The following is a 24647-nucleotide window of genomic DNA, read 5'->3' on the forward strand; positions in this document are numbered from 1 at the left end:
ATTCTCTCAATTTAATTGAAGATGATATCTGAAAAAGATCTTGTCAATTAATTTATTGCTCGGTATATTTTTTAAAGTTATCTAAAATCGCTTGCCAGCCGGCTTTTTGCATTTCAATTGGATTGGTGGTTTCCGCGTCAAAAGTTTCGATTACCTCTGTCTCGTTTCCTTGACCTTTAAAAGTAACAGCTACTTTTCTTCCATCCCCCATGGTATAAGAAATAACCTCGTTTACTTTCACTTCGTCATAAATTCCACCAAAATCAAAGCCAAAACTGCCATCCTTTGCTTCCATTCTTGTTAGGAATTTTCCGCCAACCTTTAAATCATTTTCCGCAACTGGCGTATGCCAGTCATCTGAAGCATTGTTCCATTGGGTGATGTGTTTTGGCTCTGTCCAATATTCCCACACTTTTGCTACTGGCGCATGAACAGTTGATTGAACAGTGATTTTTTCATTATTGCTTGTTGTCATTTGAATTTCCGCCTTTCATCATATACTGAGTTTATTATTAGATTGAATTCCTTCATGATGTCACAAACCTGTTAATATCTTATCAACTCTCCCATGTAACCGCAATCACCAGTATTGATAAAGGAAAAACAATAAAACTATAAAGCCAGAATGGGGTTGCCCATCCTGGCTTTATCACGTGGTGCCTGACACCTTATTCAGAGGCCCGTGGACTGCTTTCAAATCCTCCCTTTTTATGGGAACCGTCACAGAACGGCTTTTTGTTGGAAAGACCGCAACGGCAGAGATACACTTTTGCCTTCTTTGGATATTCCTTGCCCTCTGCATCGAAAATCTGAAAATCACCACTTACCTGCAATGGACCATTATCATTAATCTTAATTTGATTTTCCATTCATATCACATCTCCTCAGTTTTTTATTAATGAAAAAAATTCTGATCGTAAATCCCTTTCTGTACCAAATAGCCCATGCATGCTGGAGGTTGTGGTAGAAGTGGTGGATTTTTTCGTTCCCCTGCTGCACATACACATATGCTTAGCTTCAACGACTACGATTGTTCCTTCTGGCTCCAAAACCTCTTCCATCGCAGCGGCGATTTGCGATGTAAGCCGTTCTTGCACCTGAAATCTTTTCGCATACCCATCCACCATTCGACCAATTTTTGATAAGCCAGTGATTTTCTCATTTGGGATATAACCCACATGGGCCACGCCAAAAAACGGAGCGAAATGATGTTCACACATCGAAAAGAACTCAATATCCTTTACTAAAATCAGTCCCTTATGTTCAATATCAAACGTCTTTTCGAGATGGAGTTTGGGGTCCTCATGATAACCTTCGGTGTATTCAAGGAATGCTTTAAGTACCCTAAATGGGGTATCTTGCAGTCCATCTCGATCAGGATCATCCCCACACAGTTGAATTAATTGTCTAATCGCTGAAGTAAAAAAATTTACATCCATTAAATTTCGATGGGTTTCCTGTGCATGAGGTTTAAACAAACTTGGGAACTTTTCAGTTAGTAAAAGATATTGATCACTAGTCATTTCACATCATTCCTTTGACATGGTATTGGAGGGATCATCCTCGATGATTAAACAAAGGGTGGGATGATTCACTTGCTCATTTTGTTGAACTCGAAAGGCACAGCAGCCATCACCATTCTGTAGACGTTGTTCTCGGTGCACCTTGCATCCAAGCAACCGGGTAAGTACAGATACTGTCACACTGCACAATATAGGACGCTCAAGTGCTACATTATGAAAGGGACAATTCCGCTCAATTAGATAATAATCCTTACCCTTTTTGACTACTTCCATATAAGAGTCATCTTTTGCATAAAAATCCTTAAGCACTTCTAGTCTTTCGTCGATACTTAGCCCCAACATTTTCGGTTCCCATTCACGAACCCTTTCTTCAACCATCGCAGTAAGCACATTTTTTAGGGCACACATTCCGAGATGTTCAACCATCGTATCAAGAACTTCAATCGTTAAGTGATCATAATTCTTATCAAAGAGATGTTCACCAGCAGAGGTTAATCGGTATCGGATGTGAGGTCGGCCAATACCATTTTGCTTTTCGGAAATCCTGACAATCCAGCCATCTCTTTCTAAATGGAGAAGATGCTGACGGACGGCCTCACCGGACATATCTAACAATGAGGCCAGTTCGCTCATGGATGAAGCACCACTTGTTTTAATAGCATGAACGATTCTTCTTCTTGGTTCCGACAAATGTTCGGCTTTAAAACTCAGATCTCTCCCCTCCCCGCGCTTTCTTAAATGTATATTCACCTACCTTTGGAATAGTTCAAGATTTTTATTGAATAAATGGAAAAATTCATTTTTCAAAGGCAAAAAAAAATCCCTTTCATAGGGATTTACTAGAAAACAATCGTTTTATTTTGATGGACAATTATGCGGTCCTCAATGTGCCACTTTACTGCTCGGGCCAAAACGCTTCTTTCAATTCTACGACCGATCTTTTTAAGGCTATCGACATTATCATGGTGGTCGACCCGACTGATATCCTGTTCGATAATAGGTCCCTCATCGAGGTCATTAGTCACATAATGAGAAGTGGCACCAATCAATTTAACACCGCGGCCAAATGCCCGTTCATATGGTCTTGCCCCAACGAAGGCTGGTAAAAATGAATGGTGAATATTGATAATTTTGTTCGGATTTTCTTCAACAAATGTTGGAGATAAGATTTGCATATATCGGGCCAATACCACGAAATCAATCTCATACTCTTTTAGGAGTTTCAGTTGTGTAGCTTCGGCTTGTCCACGAATATCTTTATTGGCAGGTACGTAATAAAACGGGATGTTCAGCCCTTCGACAACCTCTCTTGCGGTTTCATGATTACTGATCACAAGGGCAATATCAGCCATTAGATCGCCGCTTTGCCATTCCCATAAAAGTTCAAGCAAACAATGGAGTTCTTTCGATACAAAGATTGCCGCTTTTTTCACATGATAAACATGCGTTAGGTTCCATTCCATGGAAAACTTCTTGCCAATTTCAACAAACTTATTTTCCATATCCTTCGCTTTTTCCTTTAAACCCGGGCATTCAAATTCAATTCGAATGAAAAAAGTGCCTCCCTCTGGATTAGTTGAATATTGACTAGACTCAATAATATTTGCATTATAGGAAAACAAAAATTTTGAAATCGCCGCAACTATTCCGGGCTGGTCAGGGCAACTTACTAAGAGACAACCCCGGTTCTTATTCTTTTCCTGAAATAATTCAATCTGATCTTTTATATATGCGTTCATGTCACAAAACCTCTCAAAATGTTGTTTTAGACATTATACATTAGTTTGTCACATTAGTTAATCATTATTTTGAAAATTCCTACAACGAACCCCTGACCGTTGTCGCGGCAGCTCCAACTTTATTTGCTAATTGAAGGTACTCTTCTAATTGGGTTAGACTTTCCGGCTGACCTTTTTCATGAAAGCTATACAGAAGGGCTGACATAAATGCGTCACCTGCACCGGTTGTATCGATCGCTTCCACGATCGGAGCAGGAACAAAAACTTTGTTTCCGTTAAAAATTGCACATGCCCCCTTGCTTCCCATCGTGATAAACAGGTAGGGAATCTGCCATTTAGATAATTGATCGATTCCAGCATCTAATGAATCTGTATCGGTTAAAAATTGCAACTCATCTTCAGCGAGCTTCACGATATGAGCATATTTAAGGAAGGAAGAAACGGTTTGGCGGCAATACTCCTCACTTTCCCAACGCTTGAGACGAAGGTTGGCGTCAAAGGCGATGATGTTGCCAGCGTCCTTAGCATATATCAGTGCCCTTTCAGTTGTCTTCCTAGCTTTTTTATGAAAAAGTGTTCCTGAACCAAAATAAAATATCTTTGCCTTTGCAAAAACTTCCCTTCGCAATTCATCTTCAAATAATACCTCATCTGGCGTAAGATTGACGTATGAATGAAAATAGCGCTCACCATTTTCATTTAAATGCACATATACACCACAGATGCTCTTACTCGAAGTGCGTACAGAAAATGAAGTATCAATTTGTTCCTTCTTGAATTCTTGCTGCACAAATTGACTAACTTCATCGGTCCCTAGTTTACATAAATAATAAGCAGGAATCCCGAGTCTCTTTGTCCCCGCTGCCACATTTACGGTAGCACCGCCCAACAGTTGCTGGTATTTGGTATTCGTTTGATCAATTGAAATAAAGTCTATAAATGCTTCTCCCAGTGAAATAACTCCTTTTTGTACCAAGATGGTCCTCCTTCAATGATGGTTCTATGATGATTATATGAAAAAACCTCCTCAATTGAAAATGGTTGAGGAGGATCGTTTACGAGATTAAACTAGCTTATGTGCATACCACTTTTTCCCTTTAAAACGCAGACCAAAGATGATTCCGCGAGTGCCCCATTCTACAATCATGGCGACCCAGACACCGACAATCCCAAATCCTAAGGTAATTCCTAAAACATAACCTAAAATAACCCGTAACAACCACATGGACAGCAATGAGGCAATCGAAGTAAAGTTCGAATCCCCCGCTGCCCGTAATGCTGATGGCATAATAAAGCTTGGTGACCATAGTAGTGGTTGAGCAATGGCACCTATTACCACAAGAGTATAGATTGTGGGAACAATTTCTTCAGGTGGATTGAACATTTTTATCAACACCGGAAACAATGGTAATAACAATAAAGCGGCAATGACAAAAATAATCGAGGAAAGGCCAATTAACGAAAAGATAAATTTCCTTGCGTCAGCAATATTCCTTCGCCCAATACACTGCCCCACAATGGTAACGATGGCAATGCTGATGGAATTAGGTCCGATTTGATATACCATCATTAACACATTGGCAATTGCAAAAACGGTAAGTGAAAGGGTTCCTAACTGGACAATAAATGTTTGCGTAAGCAGCTTTCCACCATTGAAAAAGATTTGTTCTGCAGCGAAGGGCAGCCCTATAAACATGACCTTTTTTAAAATAGAAAGGTCGATTCTAACCGCATTTTTTATCTTGAAGCGGATGGTCTCATTGTATTTTAAGACATACACCAAAGAAGCAGCCATTCCTAAAAATCTAGCTAAAAGCGTGGAAATGACGAGCCCTTCCACACCCATGTGAAAGAATGTAATTAATAGTAGATTTAGAATCGTATTGGTTAAATTCATGACTAACGATAAATTTAAGCAGGGTTTCGTTTCCCCCACACCTCTTAACGCACCAGTAACTGCTTGAAAGACCGCGATGAATGGATATGAAAGACAACTGCCGATTAGATAAATTCGAGCGTTTTGAAATACATCCGCTTCCGCTTTACCAAATAACAGGTTTAAGGTTGGCGTATGAAATATAATGACTAAGGTGCTGATTAGGACTGAAAAAAGGGTAACGGCAGTTATTGCTTGGGTCGCCGTTTTGGACACCATCTCCCCGTTCCCGCTCCCTTTATATTGGGCAACAATCACAGTCCCGCCTGTTGCGACCGCTATAAATACATTAACTAGGAAAATATTCAATGAATCTACCATACTCACAGCACTAACTGCAGCCACTCCAGCCGAACTTATCATCGCTGTGTTTAATAAACTCATGATAATTAAAAAGGCTTGGTCTACGAAAATCGGCAGGATAATGGCAAATATTTTCTTGTAATCTATGGATTCGCCAGAAAAATACTTATCTAACAAAGAAACCGTTCTGTGCCTAATATTCAATTCTATTTTATTCAATACACAACACTTCTTTAATGGAATTTATGGAAAGGTACCGACCATATTTTAATACGGCTTATTATACCACGAATTGGAAGTGCGTAAAGGTTTTTACCTTCTGTCAGAAATGTCCATTTATCGTTGCGTTCGCAGTTCTACACGACGAATTTTCCCCGAGTCCGTTTTAGGCAGTGCATCGATATATTCGATCACCCTTGGATACTTATAAGGAGCCGTTAATTTCTTAACAAATCCTTGTAACTCCGTGGTTAACTCCGCTGTTCCAAAAATCCCATCTTTCAACACAACAAATGCTTTAACAACATTTCCTCTGATTGGGTCCGGTAAAGCGACTACCGCACACTCCTTAACTGATTTATGTTTCATTAATGCATCTTCTACTTCAAATGGTCCAATCGTATATCCAGAACTGATAATGACATCATCTTTGCGGCCTTGGAACCAATAATAATTTTCCTCGTCTTTCAATGCACGGTCACCTGTCAGAAAATATTGACCTTGATAAGATGAAGCCGTAGTCACCGGATTTTTATAATACTGTTTAAATAATGCCGGGAAATCACTTCGAATCGCAATGGTTCCGACTTGGTTGATTGGTGCCGGATGACCGTCTTCATCGATAACATCAATAAATTCTTCTAGCAGCGGCTGTCCCATGGATCCCAATTTTTTCTCATCAACATTTAAATTCGCTATCAATAACGTACTTTCCGTCTGACCATAGCCATCGCGAATCAGGATCTTAAATTGTTCTTTAAACACATCGATGACTTCCCGATTTAGTGCTTCACCGGCAGAAACAGCCGTATGCAAATGGGATAGATCGAAGGTGGAAAGATCATCTAATTTAGCCATCATCCGGTATTCGGTAGGTGTGCAGCATAAAACATTTACTTGATGATCTTGAAGAAGATGTAAATATTTGTGCGGATTAAACCTGCCATGATAGATAAAACCTGTGGCACCTGAACCTAGAATCGATAAGAATGGACTCCAGACCCATTTTTGCCACCCTGGGGAAGCTGTAGCCCAAACCAGATCGTCCTCACTAATATTCAGCCATTTTGACGCCGCAATTCTTAAATGTGCATACCCCCAGCCATGGCTGTGAACAACTCCTTTTGGCTGACCGGTTGTCCCAGATGTATAAGCTAAAAAGGCAAAATCCTCACTCAACGTATCGACATCACTGAAAATTTCTGACTCCTCAGCGGCTAACGCTTCTAAGGAAAGCCAATTTGGTACTTCCTGACCAAAAGCAATCTTATATTGTAAAAAGGGAGTTTCCTCTTTAATATTTTCAAATTCTTCAATTAACTCAGAATAAGAAATGACGGCTTTTGCTTCCGAATGATTTAAGCGATACAGTAAATCTTTTGCTCGTAAAAGTTCTGAAGAAGGGCTAATGACGAATCCCGCTTTTAAACAGGCTAAATAAATAATATAGGATTCAATGAGACGAGTGCTCATAACAACAACCCGGTCACCTTTCTCTAGTCCTAGCTTCGTTAATCCATTAGCTAGTTTATTGGCTTTTGTGATTAACTGAGCATAAGAAATCGTTTTCGTTTCTCCAAGTTCATTTAGCCATCGTAAAGCTATTTTTTCGGAAAGATGCTTAGAAATTTCACTTGCTAAATTAAAGCGCTCTGGTGCGATCAATGATTTCAAATCCACAATTGTCAATCTCCATTCTTAGTAGTTTAGATTTGGGGTTCCCAGCGTAATTCGTTTGAATCTTCATAGTTAGTATCTGGTAATAACACTAGATGCTCAGCAATATTTACTCTTATAATAATATCACTTTATAGAACTATGTAAATTATTTCGCCTCGACCAATACTAAGACCTATTATCTGGTCTTAAATAAAAACCCCAAAAAACCAACTATAAAAAATAGTTGGCTTCGTAAGAACTCTTATTCAAATAAAGGACTAACTGCTTTTTCATTATGAATCCGGTCGATTGCCTCAACAAGAAGAGGCGCAACAGAAATCGTTTTAATTTTATTACTGATTTTATCTTCCGACAATGCAATAGTATTTGTCACTACTAATTCTTTAATTGGTGACGATTCTATTTTTTCAATCGCTTGGTCTGTAAAAACAGGATGGGTACAGCCCGCATAAATTGCTTTTGCCCCATTTTCGTCTAGAGCCTTAGCTGCTAAAGAAATGGTTGCACCGGTATCAATCATATCATCAATAATTATGGCATTTTTGCCCTCGACATTACCAATCACATTTATGGTTTGGGGACCATTTTCTTCAAATCTTCTTTTATCGATTAGGGCAAGTGGAACGTGTAATAGGTTAGCCACTTTTCTTGCTCGACCAATGCTGCCATTATGAGGTGCGACGATAACTATATCATCTAAACCTTGTTCCTTAAAATACTGCCCAAGAATAGGAACACCATATAGATGTTCTACAGGGATATCAAAGAAACCTTGAATTTGAGAAGTATGGAGGTCCATTGTAAGAATTCGACTTGCTCCAGTCTTTTCCAAAAGATTCGCCACTAATTTTGCTGTAATTGGCTCCCGTGACCGTGCCTTTCTGTCCTGCCGTCCGTATCCATAGTATGGAATGACCACATTTATGATACTAGCTGAAGCTCTTTTTAGAGCATCAATCATGATGAGGAGTTCCAAAATATTATCATTGACAGGATACGATGTGGATTGAATAACATAGACCTCACTGCCGCGAACACTTTCTTCAATATGAATTTGAATCTCTCCATCACTGAAATGAGATACTGAGCTTTTTCCTAACTCGCATCCTAAAAGCTCTGCCATTTCTGTTGCCAGCTTTTGATTGGAATTCAATGAAAACAGTTTAAATCGTTTATTTTGTTGATATGTCACCTTAGATCCTCCACACGTTTGAATTTCTACTTGTTACAAAAATTATCGATTCATCTTATTTTACTATATTAATCATCATAGTGGTAGGAAATACATCAGAGAGGTAACTTTTAATAGAGAATCCTTGTGCTTTTCTACTATCAGCCGTTTGAGTCAGTTAATTTGGCCATTACATCAGCTGTTGTCATAATGGTCGCAAATTCTTGATGCAAAGTGGCAAGTTCAAATGTTTGTACATCCTCGGCAGAGCACTTTATTCCTTTATGGTCTGTAAGTTCAAATGCAGCGATCGCGTCCTCGATCAGGTATGTATCGAAACCAAAATTTCCACTCATCCGAGTGGTGGTAGATACGCAATGTTGGGTTGATAAGCCTGTAATGATAACCGATTTGATATTTAGATTACGTAAATAAGTTTCTAATTCCGTACCAATAAACGCACTATTTACATTTTTTTGAAAGACCTTTTCATCTGTTTTAGGACGAATCATCGCTTTAAATTTTATCCCGTTTTTATTTTTATAATAAAGAGGCGATTGTGGCAAAAGGGATAAATGTTGAGAATAGATAACTGGCCAACTCCGTTTGCGCCATTCGGTAAGCAATTGTAAAATATTTTCCTCCGCCTCGGGATTGTTCCGCTTCCCCCAGTACGGATCATCAAAACCTTCTTGAACATCTAAAACCAAAAGTGCTGGTGGATTTACAAAAGGATTCATTCTGTTTTTCTCCTAACTTACTTTTTCCAGGTATCTTAAAATGACTAGGTTAATTTTTTGTAAAAAGGATGAATCGTATTCATGAACAACCAAAAAGCGCGCAAAAGGTTTCGCGCACTCATTCTTATCTGTACTTTTTCGGGAATTATTATTAATTATTCATAGGTTTAATAGAAGATAGTAACTGTTCAGCCCCTGTCACTACATCATGAACAATTTTACTTGCTGGTATTTCGAATTGTAGAAGTCTTGTCGCCTGTCCGGCCCATAGAGCAATATAGTCAGGGTTATTTTGCAAAGCTGCATGTCTGCGAATATCATTCGTCATGGTATTTTGTGTTGGGAAATCAGCCGGGGAAATCTTGTCATTATCGTAAGCTAGAATAAAAGCATTTTTGATTCCCCTTGCTGGACGACCTGAAAAAACTTTGGTAATCACTGTACTTTCTTCTGTGCTATTGATGAGCGCCTCCTTGTATACACGGTGTGCCCCAGACTCAATTGTTGTTAAAAAAGCAGTCCCCATTTGAACTCCCTGTGCACCCAGAGCTAAGGAAGCTACTAGGCCGCGGCTATCCATGATGCCTCCCGCAGCAACAACTGGGACTGAAACTTCATCAACGATCTGAGGGACAAGCGAAAAAGTTCCGACTGTTGCACCGTTTGAATTCTTATCTATTTCAAATGTTCCACGATGTCCACCTGCGTCACTTCCTTGTGCAATGATAATATCTACCCCACTTTTCTCAGCGAGCAGTGCTTCTTCAACGGTTGTTACCATGGTAGTAATGATGATGTTCTGTTGCTTTGCAATTGCCATTTTATCCTCCGGAAGGATCCCAAATGCTGTGGAAATGACAGGAACTTTTTCTTCTATTAATACTTCAAATTGTTCCTCAAAAAAATTATTTGTTTTCACTTGTTGTATTGCCGGCTCAATACCTAAGTTTTTCCTTATGTCATTGAGGACTTTCTGTGACTCTTCCACTCCTTCATAATGATCGTTCAAATTTGTACAAAACAAATTAACGGCAAATGGTTTGGTTGTCCGTTTCTTAATTTCTTTGATAGCCATTCTTATTTCTTCTGGTTTCATATAGGCCGCACCCAAAGTCCCTAAGGCACCAGAGTTCGATACATTGGCAACAAGATCTACGGTCGTAGGTCCTCCCGCCATACCCGCTTGAATAATCGGATAATCAATTTCTAAAATTCTACATAGTTTTGTGTTTAATTTCATCGAAATCCTCTTTTCTACTATTATTAGTATTCGATATATTTGAAGAGATTATTTGAACAATATGACTTATTACAATACTAACAAATATTGGTTTTCTTCTAAACATAAATGCATGAATAATAGAAAAACGATACTTCCAATGAAGTACCGCTTTAATAATTTTTATATATATAATTAAAGTTTTATGCAAAACGATAGTAAATCAATAAAAACGTTGCTAGTACAAAAATGAAGTTTAAGAATACAAAGATAAATTGATCTGTTTTTGTTTTATGCATTTTTATTGGCGGGTTATAGAATGAAACACCTTCAATTATAAAGATAATTAACACAATGTGAATCATGAAATGGCCTATGACTTCTGTCATTCCAAAAAGCATCGTGGTTGAGATGAAAATAGCAGTGACAACAAAACCTAACACTCGGTTTAAAACACCGACTACTAATAAATAGCCAACGACAAATTCAATAAATGCTGCCATAACAACAAATATACTCGGTTCAAAGCCAAATGTTGGCACATGATGGTTTGCGACAATATCTAAAGCCATACTTGGATAAACCCATTTTTCAACGGCTACCCAGCTAAGCGATAATCCTGTCCCTAAATACAGAAATGGAAATCCAGCTTGCTCTAGTTTCGTATTTCCTACCAATAATACACCTATAATGGCTACGTAAAATCCGTAATCTAACATATAGAAAATTCCATGATGGATCGTCACATAAATAAATAATCCTAATAAAATCGATGCACCAATTTTTGTAGAAATATGATGTGGAATCAATAAGAACCCAATTGTCACCCATGTTAATACTGTAATGATCGTACTACTAACATGGAACTCAGGAGCAAAAAGAGTTCCATTCACCATTTGGATCATCAGCGCAACGGCCGTTCCGTACTTTAACAAATATCTAGAATACTTTCTTAAACTGGAGAGACGATCCTCCATTTTTTTCACTGGACCCCATTGGGCCATTTTTGGAATGATTAATGGTAATGACGCTAATACAACAGCTGCCACAAGAGCTAAGAGTAAAAACATCGGTGATAATATATTTTCAATAGACTCCTTATGCGGCACCACATTTGTGAACCACTTCACATGAGCTTGCGCAAAAATTGGTGTCATAATAAGCCCTAATGTTAATAGTATCTGAAATATCTTTTTCATCAGTAATCCCCCTAGTAAATATAAACAACATGAATATAGTGATAATATACAACACTCTTGCCTCCTCTAACCATCTTAAAATTGAATAATTTGTGAAATATTTCACAAATATTACATTCTAATTGTATTTTTCATGTGAAGAGGAGTGCTAAGTCACTGTCTATTAACACTATTTAATTCATGGCAATACAATCTAGTAGAATTGTATGCTATCATATTCAAGTAAATTATTAATAGGAGGCGTTTCACCCCTTGTCCAGATTTGAAAGAGCAATAATTATTGGTGGAGGCATCTCAGGGAAATTAGCAGCACGTGTTGTGTCTGATTTTTTCAAAGAGGTAATGATTATCGAACGTGATCAAGAACCTCAAGGCCCATTTCCAAGAAAAGGTGCCTCACAAGGTGAACATTTACATGCACTCCTCCAAGCTGGTGAGCATGGTCTCGAGGCAATGTTTCCAGGTATAACAAAGAAATTTCACTCAAGTGGCGCAGTGAAAATAAACTCTACGCAGGGTCTAGCATGGTTCCACCATGGTGTCTGGAAATTACGTTTTAATGGAGAATACACGACAACCCTGCAAACTCGCCCACATTTAGAGTGGCATATTGACCAATACATAAAAGCTATACCGAACGTAACCTTTCTATATAATCACACGGTCGAAAACTATATTTATCAAGAAGAAAAGAATAGAATTGCGGGTGTCGATGTTATCGATAGCAGTGGCTCTGAAAAAAATCTAACAGCGAACCTTGTTATAGATGCAAGTGGTGTGAGCAGTCTTTCTAGTAGTTGGCTAAACAAACGTGGCATTTCTATACCTGAACAAAAGGTGAAAATTGGGTTAAGTTACATTAGTAAATCTTTTCAACTGCCTGAGAACGGTGAAAGGGATTGGGAAATTAAAATCGTTTATCCTAACCCGCCACATGAAAAAATAGGCGGTACCATCTCAAAGGTAGAGGGAAATCGTTATATTGTCACACTCAATGGCTATCATAATGAGGTAAACGAAAAAGAGGTAGTAAAAAGTGATAATAGCTTTATAGACCTTACAAAAAAATTACCTAAATTAGATATCTACCATGAAATAAAGGATGCAGTCCCTCTTTCCGGCACCTCGGTCTATCGTGTACCACATATCGTTTGGAGACAATTTAATAGGGTAAAGAATCTGCCCGACGGACTGTTATTGATTGGTGATACGGTTTGCAGAATTGATCCCGTCTTTGGTCAAGGCATGAGTATTGCTGTTTTAGAGGCATTAAAGTTAAAAGAACTCCTTCAGAATGAAAGTCATGATCTTCTAAAAGTCACTAATAATTTCCATAAACAAGAAGCAAAAATCATCGCCCCTATTTGGAATATGGTGATTACAGAAGATTTTCGCTATCCCGAGACCATTGGTAAAAAACCTGCAGGTCTTTCCATTCAGCAATGGTACGCTAAAAAGATTTTCCTCTTATCATCGGAAAATCAAGAAATATATAATTCGTTCATCAAAGTCATGAACCTAATTCGTCCGATGACCATCCTAATGAGCCCTCGAATTATCAAACAGGTATTGAAAAAGACCTTATCAAAATGATTTTATTATGGGCCATCGTCCCTCAAATAGGGTGTCAGGCACCAGTAGTTAATAAAAGCAGGTCCATTTAAATTAGTTAGGACCTGGTTCTATATGAAAGAACCAGGTCCCTTTTATCCTTCTAATCAGCTGCTCTTCAAATTATCCATTTTATTTAGCAATGGAGTTTCATTCAAAGTCCGTAATTTTTTTATATCTACTCGTATCAAGAGTGAGATCACTAATGCAATGATAAACATCCCCGAAAATACAAGAAGGGTTCCTTGGTAGCTTCCAGTTGTTTCCCGAATCCATGAGACGAATATCGGACCGACTAAACCGGCTGCAGCCCAGGATGTCAAAATGTAGCCGTGAATGGCGCCCAACTGCTTCGTTCCAAATAGGTCGCCTATATAGGCTGGTATCGAAGAAAATCCTCCCCCATAACAGGTCATAATCATATAAACAATAATTGAAAACAGAATACCCACTGTTAGGTTTGGTAAAACAAAGAAGGCAACAATCTGGAAAGCAAAAAATAGAGTATACACATTTGGTCGTCCAATGTAATCAGAAATAGTCGCCCAAAGAATACGCCCGGAACCATTAAATAACCCCATAATTCCAACCATCGTCGCAGCAGATGCGGCTGTCATTCCTACTAGCTCTTGTGCCATTGGTGATGCAACGGAGAGAATGGCAATCCCACAGGTTATGTTGATAAAAAGCATAATCCATAAAGCCCAAAATTGTCTTGTTTTTACCGCTTCATTTGCCGTTAATTGTCTAAGATCCTGTTTTATCTTTTTATTGCCTGAAGTTTCAACTGTTGAATCAAAACCTTTAGGTACCCAACCCGCTTTTGGCGGAGCAAGGTATTGAGCGGAACAAAAAATGACTAGAAAATATGTACCGCCAAGAATATAAAAGGTGTTGGAAATGCCGTATGTTTGGATTAAGTGATTCATGATCGGACTGCTGATCATTGCTGCAAAGCCAAACCCCATAATAGCAAGTCCCGTTGCCAATCCTCTTCGATCAGGGAACCATTTAACCAATGTTGACACTGGTGTAATATAGCCAACCCCTAAGCCAATACCTGCAATGACACCATAAAATAAATAGAGTAATAGTAACGATTCAAAGTGTACAGCTGCCCCAGCCCCAGCAACTCCGACGCCAAAAAATAAAGAACTAAGTGTTCCAGACACTCTTGGTCCGAATTTCTCAACAAAGTGGCCTAAGAAAGCCGCGGATAAACCTAAAAATAATATCGCTAAACTAAAGGTAAAAGAAATCTGTTTTAGCCCCCAGCCCATTTGCTGCTGTAATGGGTTTGTAAATACACTCCATGCATAGACAGATCCTATCGAAATATGTATCCCAACTGCCGAAAGAGCAATAAGCCATCTATTTTTCATCTGACCCCTCATCCCCATTTCACATAATATTTTTTATAAATTCAAAATACAAATTAATCTTTTAAATATTTTTACTCCTTATGCATTGTTTGTTATTTGACTATATTAACCTACAATTTTATGTATTTCAAGCAAAACATTTAATTAAAAAACGAATTATAATTAATGATTTTTTAATAATGTTCGTGTTTTTACCAAAGGGCACATTTAGGTCTTTCGCCTTTTTTTCTATTTTCATAAAACATCTTCAAAGGAAACCGCATACAATGTTACAAACAAGGACAGGAGGTGAAATTAGATGGGTTCTAACCATTGTTCCTGTGGCATTTTTGCAATTTTTCTTGGATTTTTAACAGGTGCCATTTGGTTATTGTTTGGATTATTGTGGGTGACTTCATTGCTTGGAGTAATCGGCCTAGTCGGTTTAATTGTTACCGTTCTAAAATTCCTTATCATTTTAATTGGCTTCCTTGCATTCCTTATCTTTGGATTATGCGTATTTAAGAAGGCATGGCATCACTGTAAGTGAAATAGCATGCAGGATTAAGCCGCCTTGGATTTATATATTTTGTGAGGACAGCCTCAACTAGAGGCTGTCCTTTTCATTTCATACAAATAAAAAAAAGCGGGCAACTAGGGCTGTTTAATGCCCTGTTGTCCCGCTATTTAAATTAGAATTTAGAATGATAATTATCGATTTCCCATGCATGAACAGCTGTACGGTAGCTGTCCCATTCTGCTTTCTTCATCGAAACATACTCGTTGTATACGTGCTCACCTAGTGTATTCGCCGCAATATCTCCTGATTCTAATTCTTTTATGGACTCTGCTAAACTTCCAGGCAAGCTATCGATGCCACGGAAGGCTCTTTCCTCTTCTGACATATGGAAGATATCTTCATTAATTGGAGCTGGTGCTTCTAGTCCTTTTTCGATTCCATCTAGACCTGCAGAGGCAATCACCGCAAACGTTAAGTAAGGGTTAGCTGATGGATCTGGGCAACGTAATTCAACACGTGTCGCAAGGCCTTTTTTGGCTGGAATACGAATTAACGCTGAACGGTTAGACGCAGACCAAGCAAGATAACAAGGAGCTTCATATCCTGGCACTAATCGCTTATAAGAGTTTACTAGCGGGTTTGTTACTGCAGTAAAGCTCTTCACGTTTTCTAGAACACCTGCAATGAATTGATAGGCTTTTTCAGATAATTGTAGCTCATCGGATGGATCGAAAAAGGCATTTTCGCTTCCTTCAAAGAATGACATATTGACATGCATTCCAGAACCATTGATTCCAAATACTGGTTTTGGCATAAATGTAGCATGCATTCCGAATTTCTTTGCTACTGTCTTCACGACCCATTTATATGTAGTGGAAAGGTCAGCAGCCGTTAATACATCTGCATATTTAAAGTTAATTTCATGTTGCCCTTCAGCTACTTCATGGTGAGAAGCCTCAATTGTGAAGCCCATTGCTTTTAAGGCACGGTAAATTTCTAAACGAACGCGCTCGCCAAGGTCATGTGGAGAGGGCTCGAAGTAACCAGCTTTATCACCAAGTTCTTGTGTAGCATAACCATTTTCATCTGTTTTAAAAAGGAAAAATTCTAACTCTGGACCTACTGAAATCGTGTATCCATGTTTCTCGGCACGATCAACTGTTTTCTTAAGAACATTTCTTGTATCTCCTTCAAACAAGGATCCGTCTGGGTTCTTTACAGAACATAGGAATCTAGCTTCTGAATAACCGTTTTCAACTGTCCAAGGAAGAACAGCAAAAGTAGCTAAATCTGGTTGTAAATAAAGATCTGATTTATTAATAGGTGAGAAACCCTTAATAGAAGAACCATCAAACATCATCTTACCTTCGACGACATCTTCAAATTGCTCAACTGTTACAGTAACGTGCTTTAAGATTCCTTCGATATCGACAAATTGCAAGTGTAATAGTTCAACACTTTTTTCGTTGATAATTTCTTTAATTTGTTCAAGAGTAGTTGCTGCTACTGGTGCGTTTGAAATTAATGTTTCTGTCATGTCACTTTACCTCGCAATTTCATGTTATATTTTATTACATCAATTAATATAAAATGATTATAATAAAAAAAGAATAGTTTGACAATCCTTTTTAGTAAATTTTTTGAATATTTATTCCGATATTTTAGTAAGCGTTTTCATAATATACCTGATTAAACCTAATATCCTCATACTATCTGGCAAACCTCGTGTTAATATTTATGCAAAAATGTGTATAAAATTAAAATAATAAGCAGAACTAGGTCTCACTTTTTAGCTAAAAGAAAAAACAGCTGCTAGAGAGATCCTAACAACTGTTTTGAATTCAACCTATTAATCTAATTTTTATGATGCTTTTTGAATAGTAATGCTTTTCCCTTGTTTTCGCTTTTCATTAAATTCAGCCGTTGCCGTGAAAAGTACGTCTGTAGATGAATTTAATGCAGTTTCAAAAGAATCTTGTAAAACACCGATGATAAAGCCAACCCCAACGACCTTCATGGCAACATCCATCGGAATTCCAAATAAACTGCAAGCTAGTGGGATCAGCAATAAGGAACCGCCCGCAACACCTGATGCACCACAAGCACAGACAGCTGACAGAACGCTTAGGATAATGGCTGTCGGAATGTCCACTTCAATATTTAATGTATTGACCGCTGCTAGTGTTAGAACAGAAATAGTAACAGCCGCACCTGCCATATTGATGGTTGCACCTAGAGGAATGGAAACGGAATAAGTATCTTTATCCAAACCCAGTTTTTCACATAATTTCATATTAACTGGAATATTTGAAGCGGAGCTGCGTGTAAAGAATGCCGTAATTCCGCTTTCCTTTAAGCACATAAATACAAGTGGGTATGGATTTTGACGAGTTGCAGCGAACACAATGATCGGATTAACAACCAGCGCCACAAATACCATACAGCCAAGCAAAACAGCAAGCAATTTCCCGTAACTTAGTAATGACGATACTCCATTAGTTGTAATAGATTCAATGACAAGGCCCATAATTCCAAATGGAGCAAACTTGATTACCCATGTAACCAGTTTGGACACCGCATCTGAAAAGTTAGAAATCATTGTTTTAGTTGTATCAGGAGCATTTTTTAACGCAAAACCAAGGAGTACCGCCCAAGCTAAAATACCAATATAGTTCGCATTGTAAATAGCTTTAACTGGGTTATCAACCACGTTTAACAATAATGTTTTTAGAACCTCTACCACACCGCCTGGAGCTGCTAATTCCTCCGAACCGGTTGCAAGTGTTAAGGTGACTGGAAATATAAAGCTGACAATAACAGCAACTAATCCAGCTAAAAAGGTACCTAAAAGATAAAGAAAAATAATCGATTTCATATTTGTTTTGTGACCACTCTTATGTTGAGCGATGGCTGACATTACCAAGAAGAGCACAAGCACTGGTGCGATTGCTTTAAGAGCTCCCACGAACAAAGAACCCAAAATGACAACGGGCTTTGCTACTGCCGGGACCGTAACAGCTAGAATAATACCAATAATCAAACCGACAATTATTTGCTTTACCAGACTGATTTGATTCCACTTGTACACTAGACTTTTCATCGAATTCCCCCACTAGTTTAAGATAATTGCATATTTATAGTTCATTTAGGTGTACATATTCTCTCTCTACTTTATTACTGAACTATTTTCTAACTAATAGTATTATAGTGAATATTTAGATATATTACAATAGTATTTTTAATCCTTAAATGGAAGCGTCAAACGTAATCGAGTTTTTTACGTAATTTAATTCCAAAACGTCCTTCATTATCTTTGAATATAAGGTTGTGGAAATGGAGACTAAAAAGATTGACTCGGTAATTGAATAGAGAAAAGTCTAAATAAAGAGGAGTGTTTCATGGTGCCTGACACCAATGCAACACTCCTTTTTCATTCCAACATCTATCTCCTATAGATAATATAGTCTAAAATAACAGGCTCGGTATCATTGGCCCTTAATAGTTGATTGATCTGTCCTCGGTGATATTGACCATGCAGGGCAACGTGGGTCAAGATGTCCCTTACGGAATTCTTAAACTCTATGCCTTGACTGTTTCTATAGGACACTATCTGTTCGAGTGCAGGATCAGTTATACTCGATAGGAATTCTTTAAAGTTTTGATTATTACGGTTAGCCATTACAGCACAAGCTTCTAAACTAACCTCTGCCCAGATTGGCAAATTTGAACTGTCTGATCCTTTTAACCTAGTCAACCACACTTGTTCGGTGAGAAGGATATGTGAGAATAGCCTGTTTATTTGTTCATTCTCCCCTTCCATTTTTTGCAAGGTTTCAAGAATCCGTTGATTAGACCAATGTAAATGCTCAAACATATTTCGGATTGTTTCCAAGTGTACACCTCCATAAAAAATGAATATTCAACTAAAGTTTATTATGCATAGAGTATGAACCTATTCGTACTCTCAGTGAAAATACAGATCTAATCTTCATAAACTTTATGTGCATGATATTTAAATCCAAGATATTGATAGTTTTGTTTTCTATACATTTCTCTTGGAGTGTCTTCACCATCCGCAACTAAAATGATGGTCTTATCGAAAAATTTCTCCATAACAAATTTTTGCAGCCTGCTGCCAATTCCTTTTTTCTGAAAGTTTTCATCTACCACCAAACCATCAATTTCGGCTGTATCATTCGTAATTATTACATCTACTGAACCAGCGGGAACACCTTTATAATAGGCAAGCAGTTGTTGAATATTCTTATCTTCATAATTTCGTTTAGCCAATTCTCTTTTTTGATTTGCAAATTCAGAACCCAACTCTAAATCGTGCTTATACTGCAATTCAAGAAAAGTTTCAAGGTTTTTATCCTTCACAACTTGTACCTCTATATCCGGGTTGTCTTTCACCAAAGGAAATTGTTTAGGCTGGATTGCGTACAATTCGAGAAAACCAATCCTATAACCTGCTTCATTCATATAAGCAACTAATTCCTCTGCTAGTTTTTCGTTTGGAGGAAAATAAAACTTAACGTGCTTTTGACCCTTTTTTAAATGATAGTTTCGTAAATAAATTTCAGCGCCCTTAAATTCTGACAAAGATGGAGATCTTTTAAACTCTATAAAATTACTATCATATCTAAGTAGCATTTCTGGATAATGAATGTGTTTGTATTGATCATTTTCAAATACCACATTTCCTACAACATAAATATTTTCAAAAGTTATATGTCTCATTAATTTTATCCCCTTTTCCGTAAATGCCCGACCACATGGATCATCCAAATTCATTATATACTTTTTCTACCTCTGTTGGATTAATTTACATTTTAAGAAATTAAAAAAGCCCTAGCGCCCTTCAAAATTGTTGAATGGGCCTAGGGCTTTCAAAATCCAATTGTAAGTCCTGAACAAAAAAATAGAAGCACCAATTTATTTAATCTACAAAAACACCCCAGCCATCAGAATAACCGCCATGAGGCTTACTTAAATCATTTAATTTATTCTGTATTTTAATTAATTCACTGTAATTTAATAGCATTCTTTTCGAGCAAGAACATGCCCACTCATCCGTTTCGTCGTCTTGCTCTAAGAAACAATTGAATCCTTCTCCTTTTAATACTTGCGATAATTTTTCACCAGTCACTTGATCAGGCACGGCCACAAAAAATTCGACTGATTGTGGTTTTTTAAAATTCACTCCATCTTTATAAAGACTTCGTAAAGCCTCTCCATCCGCATCATTTGGAAATTTCATTGGTTTTTCCTCCATATTCTAATACATTCATTGTTCATTATAATTCACTTATTTCTATTCCACTAACCAAAATTATAAATTCAACAACTTGATTTAACATATTATTAACATCTTCTACATAGTCTCTTAAAATACGAATTTTATAATGCGTATTGTACAATCCATTACTAATTAAAGGAGGATATGAATGTTCTTAAAAAAACTAACTCAAAATGGCTTAATTACAATTGTTTACTATAAAAATGGAGCTTTGCAAACCTTAAAAGGGCGCGTTTATCGCCTGAATCTAAAAGAACAATTGCTTTCTTTAAAAGATGAAAAACAAAAGTTATTCTCCATCCGTTTATCAGCTGTTAGACATATTTATTAACAGTTTTATTACACCAATGAAAGCTGACTGAAGGAATACAAACCCCTAAACCTGGAAAAGGTTATTTTTTTGTCTTAATTTTTCTTTTTGAAAAAAGAAGATGCCTTGGTCAGTTCTACCAAGGCACCTAATAGTTAGGAAAGTGCTTTTTCAAAAAAAAGCGATTTAGCTATGCTTGATACTAATTTTGGAGGCAGCTAGTTCGGCCTGGTTCCTTGCCTCTTCGACAGTCTCTCCCGAACTTAGCACCACTGCCATCCGACGACCTACTTTTGTTTCAGGCTTTCCAAAGATCCTTACCTGGGTATTTGGGATAGACAAGCTGTCCGCAACTCCATCAATACTGTATTCCTTACTCTCTTTCTCTGCTTTAATCGTCCGACTTGCGCCAGGTGTTAATAGCTGAACCCCTGGGATCGGATATCCCAAAATGGCTCGTATGTGCAGGGCAAACTCGGAAAGATCCTGCGTAGCCATGGTCACCATTCCTGTATCATGTGGTCGTGGTGAAACCTCGCTAAAATAAACCCCATTTGCCGAAAGAAATAATTCAACGCCAAAAAGGCCGTATCCACCTAGGGCATCAGTGATTTTTTTTGCAATGTCCTGCGCTTCAATTATTTGTTCCTTTGACATAGCATGCGGCTGCCAGGATTCAATATAGTCACCATCTTTTTGGACATGACCAATCGGAGCACAATAGGTTGTGCCTGAAACAGAACGAACCGTTAAGAGTGTGATTTCGGAATCAAAATGAATAAATTCTTCGACAATCACTCGAGCTTTTTTACCTCTGCCACCTGAAATGGCCTCATTCCAAGAGTATTCTGCATCCTCAAATGAACGGCAGATGGTCTGCCCTTTTCCAGATGAACTCATTATCGGTTTTATCACACAAGGAATTCCAATTTCTTGCACAGCACTCCTTAATTCCTCCAGCGTGTCTGCAAATGCGTATTTCGCCGTAGGGATTCCCAGTTCTTCGCTTGCCAATCTGCGGATTCCTTCTCGATCCATCGTCAAGTTAGTTGCTTTGGCCGTTGGTACAATACAGAAACCTTCGTCTTCAAGATCGATTAATGTTTCCGTTGCGATTGCCTCAATTTCAGGAACAACCAAGTCCGGCTTTTCTAGTTCGATCACTTTTCGCAGTTCTTCTCCATCAAGCATGTCGACAACATAAAAATGATCCGCCACCTGCATGGCAGGGGCATTTTCATAACGGTCAACAGCAATCGTCACCATTCCTAGTCGCTGAGCCTCAATAATCGTCTCTTTTCCGAGCTCTCCTGAACCTAGTAACATTACTTTTTTTGGTTTGCTAGAATTTGAGGAACTAACCATGTTATCCACTCCTAATTGTTTGCTTTTTAGCTATAATATCGTATAATCAATGGGCATATCAATAGAAAAATAGTTTAAATAACGAACATTATTTATTTTATACTAACTTTCATTCGTTAACCACGAAGTGATCCATACTATCAAACGAAGGGAAATAAAAAATAAAAGCTTCGCAAATTAACGGATTGAAAGAAGAGATAGTAAGAAAAACACTATTTTATTTAGATAAAAAAAGCTAAAATAAAAAGTAATTTAAAATTGACGATAGAGGTGCCAAAGTGAAAGAGATTCTTTTGATTTTGCTGTTACAACTGATTTATGTACCGATTTACACACTGCGAACAATATTTTTGGTTAAAAATATAACAGTGTTAGCATCGATTCTAGGTATTGCAGAAATGTTAATTTATGTTTTTGGCCTTTCTCTTGTATTTGGTGGAGATCAAAGTATTATATCAATGGTTGTTTATGCAGTTGGATTCGGGTTAGGAATTATACTTGGGACAAAATTGGAACAAAAGATAGCGATTGGTTATATTAACGTAACAGTTAATACACAAGAAAAAAATCTTAATTTGATAGACACATTACGAAAAAATGGCTTTGGCGTTACTTTATATACAGGAGAAGGCCGAGACAGTGAACGTTATCGAATGGAAATATTGACTAAGAGAAATAGAGAAAATGAACTAATAGCTACTGTGGAAAAATTTGAACCTAATGCGTTTATTATTTCCTATGAACCAAGAAGATTTAAGGGCGGATTCTTATTAGATCGACTTCGATAGAAGGATTGAAACACAACGAAATGTTGTGTTTCTTTCTTTTATTATTAATTCGCAATTTTTGCAAATAGAAAATGACGTGTGTCCTTTCACACGTCATTTCGTATGCCATTTATAAAGATGGAATCCGTTAATAACCAAATCAGGCCTTTTTACATCTACTAGATTATTATTTAGGTAAAAGGGATTTTCCCATTAAATAACGGTCCACTTCATGAGCAACCTGTCGACCCTCGTTGATGGCCCAGACGATTAGGCTTTGCCCTCTTCTAGCATCACCTGCAGCAAATACACCCTCAACGTTTGTACGATACTCACCGTATGCTGCTTCAATCTTTTGGTTGTTTGCACTAACACCAAATTGACTCAAAAGCGGCTGTTCTGTTCCTTCAAATCCGATTGCAATAAAGACAAATTGTGCAGGCCAGATTTTTTCGGTTCCTGGGATTTCTTTAAAATAGAATCGACCCTCATTGTCTCTTAATTTTTCCATTTGAATCGTGTGAAGTTCCTTTAAGCAGCCGTTTTCATCCGCAACAATTTTCTTTGTTTGGATCGAATATTGACGGGGGTCTTCACCAAACTTGGCTTCTGCCTCTTTATACGCATAATCCATGGTAAAAACATTAGGGTAGGCTGGCCACAAATTCCCTGAAGTACGAGTCTCAGGTAATTGTGGATGTTTGCCAAACTGAACCACACTTCGGCAATTTTGACGAAGGGCTGTTGCCACACAGTCCGCTCCCGTATCACCACCGCCAATCACGATGACATCCTTGCCTTCTGTATTGATAAACTGACCATCTTCAAAATTCGTATCCAAAAAACTCTTCGTCGCCTTGGTCAGATATTCCATGGCAAAGTGAATCCCTTTCGCCTCGCGCCCTTCAATGACTAGATCCCGCTGTTTTTGAGCACCTGTACAAAGAATGACGGCATCGAATTGTGCGTGCAGTTCTTCAGCTGTAATATCTTTGCCAACCTCTGTATTCGTGACAAACTTGATCCCTTCTTGGGTTAATAAACTGATTCGGCGCTCCACGACTTCTTTATCAAGCTTCATATTTGGAATCCCATACATGAGTAAACCACCTGGACGGTCTGCACGTTCAAAAACTGTTACGGAGTGACCTGCCTGGTTTAGTTGATCAGCACTGGCCAATCCAGCAGGACCAGAACCGATAATCGCAACCTTTTTCCCAGTTCTGCTCGATGGGATCCGAGGAGCAATCCAGCCATTTTCAAACCCTTTATCGATGATCGCTTGTTCAATGTTTTTAATTGTTACCGCAGGGTCAGTGATCGCTAATGTACATGAACCCTCACAAGGAGCAGGACAAACCCGCCCAGTGAACTCTGGGAAATTATTCGTTTTAAGCAACCGATCAAGGGCTTCCTTCCATCGGCCGCGATAGACCAAGTCATTCCATTCGGGAATGAGATTATGAATCGGACAGCCTGATGTCGCCCCCTGAATTTCCATTCCCATATGGCAGAAAGGAGTGGCGCAATCCATGCACCGTGCTCCTTGTCTACTTAAAGTTTCGTCCGAAAAAGGCAGGGAATACTCTTTCCAGTCGCTTACTCGCGTAAGGGGATTTCGTTCTTTACCTTTTTCTCGATAGTAATCCATAAATCCTGTTGTTTTTCCCATCTTCCTCTCCCCT

The 24647-nt window shown here is 38.1% G+C and carries 24 protein-coding genes; 4 read left to right on the forward strand and 20 right to left on the reverse strand.

All coding sequences use genetic code 11. The annotated features are described in order from the left end of the window. Positions 1-52: 52 nt before the first annotated feature. From FS608_RS05615 to FS608_RS05670, 12 genes are all read right to left on the reverse strand, one after another. Positions 53-475, reverse strand: coding sequence for an SRPBCC family protein (locus FS608_RS05615; RefSeq protein ID WP_144548273.1), 423 nt, complete (start codon positions 473-475; stop codon positions 53-55). Positions 476-668: 193 nt separating this feature from the next. Further along, on the reverse strand, positions 669-869 hold the full coding sequence (locus FS608_RS05620; protein WP_144548274.1) for a CDGSH iron-sulfur domain-containing protein: 201 nt from the start codon (positions 867-869) through the stop codon (positions 669-671). A 15-nt stretch (positions 870-884) separates the two neighbouring features. After that, positions 885-1523 (reverse strand): GTP cyclohydrolase I FolE, encoded by a 639-nt coding sequence (folE, locus tag FS608_RS05625; protein ID WP_144548275.1) that lies wholly within the window; start codon positions 1521-1523, stop codon positions 885-887. 6 nt (positions 1524-1529) lie between these two features. Next, complete coding sequence (locus FS608_RS05630; RefSeq protein ID WP_222127305.1) at positions 1530-2213, reverse strand: helix-turn-helix transcriptional regulator; 684 nt, start codon at positions 2211-2213, stop codon at positions 1530-1532. Between the two features lie 149 nt (positions 2214-2362). Next, complete coding sequence (purU, locus tag FS608_RS05635; RefSeq protein ID WP_144548277.1) at positions 2363-3262, reverse strand: formyltetrahydrofolate deformylase; 900 nt, start codon at positions 3260-3262, stop codon at positions 2363-2365. A gap of 79 nt (positions 3263-3341) precedes the next feature. Further along, positions 3342-4238, reverse strand: coding sequence for a carbohydrate kinase family protein (locus FS608_RS05640; protein WP_144548278.1), 897 nt, complete (start codon positions 4236-4238; stop codon positions 3342-3344). An 87-nt stretch (positions 4239-4325) separates the two neighbouring features. After that, complete coding sequence (locus FS608_RS05645; protein WP_395947628.1) at positions 4326-5711, reverse strand: MATE family efflux transporter; 1386 nt, start codon at positions 5709-5711, stop codon at positions 4326-4328. Positions 5712-5837: 126 nt separating this feature from the next. Next, a complete protein-coding gene (locus FS608_RS05650; RefSeq protein WP_483861887.1) occupies positions 5838-7403 on the reverse strand; it encodes an acetate--CoA ligase in 1566 nt (521 codons plus the stop codon). A 238-nt stretch (positions 7404-7641) separates the two neighbouring features. Further along, positions 7642-8592 carry a ribose-phosphate diphosphokinase gene (locus FS608_RS05655; RefSeq protein ID WP_144548281.1) on the reverse strand — a complete coding sequence of 317 codons (951 nt, stop codon included), beginning with the start codon at positions 8590-8592 and terminating at the stop codon, positions 7642-7644. 140 nt (positions 8593-8732) lie between these two features. Further along, a complete protein-coding gene (locus FS608_RS05660) occupies positions 8733-9311 on the reverse strand; it encodes a cysteine hydrolase family protein (RefSeq protein WP_144548282.1) in 579 nt (192 codons plus the stop codon). A 151-nt stretch (positions 9312-9462) separates the two neighbouring features. Then, complete coding sequence (locus tag FS608_RS05665) at positions 9463-10551, reverse strand: NAD(P)H-dependent flavin oxidoreductase (RefSeq protein WP_144548283.1); 1089 nt, start codon at positions 10549-10551, stop codon at positions 9463-9465. Between the two features lie 182 nt (positions 10552-10733). Next, positions 10734-11729: a hypothetical protein gene (locus FS608_RS05670; RefSeq protein WP_144548284.1), complete on the reverse strand. Its 996-nt coding sequence runs from the start codon at positions 11727-11729 to the stop codon at positions 10734-10736. 252 nt (positions 11730-11981) lie between these two features. Here FS608_RS05670 and FS608_RS05675 point away from each other — a divergent pair, with 252 nt between their 5' ends. After that, positions 11982-13322, forward strand: coding sequence for an NAD(P)/FAD-dependent oxidoreductase (locus tag FS608_RS05675; RefSeq protein WP_144548285.1), 1341 nt, complete (start codon positions 11982-11984; stop codon positions 13320-13322). A gap of 125 nt (positions 13323-13447) precedes the next feature. Here FS608_RS05675 and FS608_RS05680 read toward each other — a convergent pair whose 3' ends face one another. Next, positions 13448-14734: an L-lactate MFS transporter gene (locus FS608_RS05680; protein ID WP_144548286.1), complete on the reverse strand. Its 1287-nt coding sequence runs from the start codon at positions 14732-14734 to the stop codon at positions 13448-13450. A gap of 286 nt (positions 14735-15020) precedes the next feature. On the opposite strand from FS608_RS05680, the gene FS608_RS05685 reads away from it, so the two are divergent. Further along, entirely contained in the window at positions 15021-15251 is a 231-nt protein-coding gene (locus tag FS608_RS05685) for an ABC transporter (RefSeq protein WP_144548287.1), read from the forward strand. Positions 15252-15393: 142 nt separating this feature from the next. On the opposite strand, the gene glnA is transcribed toward FS608_RS05685, so the two are convergent. The 5 genes from glnA to FS608_RS05710 all read right to left on the reverse strand — a co-directional run bounded on the left by glnA (position 15394) and on the right by FS608_RS05710 (position 20481). After that, positions 15394-16758, reverse strand: coding sequence for a type I glutamate--ammonia ligase (glnA, locus tag FS608_RS05690; RefSeq protein WP_144548288.1), 1365 nt, complete (start codon positions 16756-16758; stop codon positions 15394-15396). Between the two features lie 324 nt (positions 16759-17082). Continuing rightward, entirely contained in the window at positions 17083-18321 is a 1239-nt protein-coding gene (sstT, locus tag FS608_RS05695) for a serine/threonine transporter SstT (protein ID WP_144548289.1), read from the reverse strand. A 342-nt stretch (positions 18322-18663) separates the two neighbouring features. Next, complete coding sequence (locus tag FS608_RS05700; RefSeq protein ID WP_144548290.1) at positions 18664-19113, reverse strand: DinB family protein; 450 nt, start codon at positions 19111-19113, stop codon at positions 18664-18666. Between the two features lie 89 nt (positions 19114-19202). Then, entirely contained in the window at positions 19203-20015 is an 813-nt protein-coding gene (locus tag FS608_RS05705) for a GNAT family N-acetyltransferase (protein ID WP_313958695.1), read from the reverse strand. A gap of 145 nt (positions 20016-20160) precedes the next feature. Further along, positions 20161-20481, reverse strand: a complete 321-nt coding sequence (locus FS608_RS05710; RefSeq protein ID WP_260871585.1) for a ribonuclease E inhibitor RraB — start codon at positions 20479-20481, stop codon at positions 20161-20163. Between the two features lie 187 nt (positions 20482-20668). On the opposite strand from FS608_RS05710, the gene FS608_RS05715 reads away from it, so the two are divergent. Next, positions 20669-20851 carry a YolD-like family protein gene (locus tag FS608_RS05715; protein ID WP_144548292.1) on the forward strand — a complete coding sequence of 61 codons (183 nt, stop codon included), beginning with the start codon at positions 20669-20671 and terminating at the stop codon, positions 20849-20851. A 165-nt stretch (positions 20852-21016) separates the two neighbouring features. Here FS608_RS05715 and purT read toward each other — a convergent pair whose 3' ends face one another. Continuing rightward, complete coding sequence (purT, locus tag FS608_RS05720) at positions 21017-22195, reverse strand: formate-dependent phosphoribosylglycinamide formyltransferase (RefSeq protein WP_144548293.1); 1179 nt, start codon at positions 22193-22195, stop codon at positions 21017-21019. Positions 22196-22473: 278 nt separating this feature from the next. On the opposite strand from purT, the gene FS608_RS05725 reads away from it, so the two are divergent. Further along, positions 22474-22983, forward strand: coding sequence for a DUF2179 domain-containing protein (locus tag FS608_RS05725; protein WP_144548294.1), 510 nt, complete (start codon positions 22474-22476; stop codon positions 22981-22983). Between the two features lie 166 nt (positions 22984-23149). Here the strand turns inward: FS608_RS05725 and gltD are convergent, their stop codons facing one another. Next, positions 23150-24634, reverse strand: coding sequence for a glutamate synthase small subunit (gene gltD, locus FS608_RS05730; RefSeq protein ID WP_144548295.1), 1485 nt, complete (start codon positions 24632-24634; stop codon positions 23150-23152). Positions 24635-24647: the final 13 nt, after the last annotated feature.

The sequence above is a fragment of the Bacillus sp. X1(2014) genome (assembly GCF_007678255.1).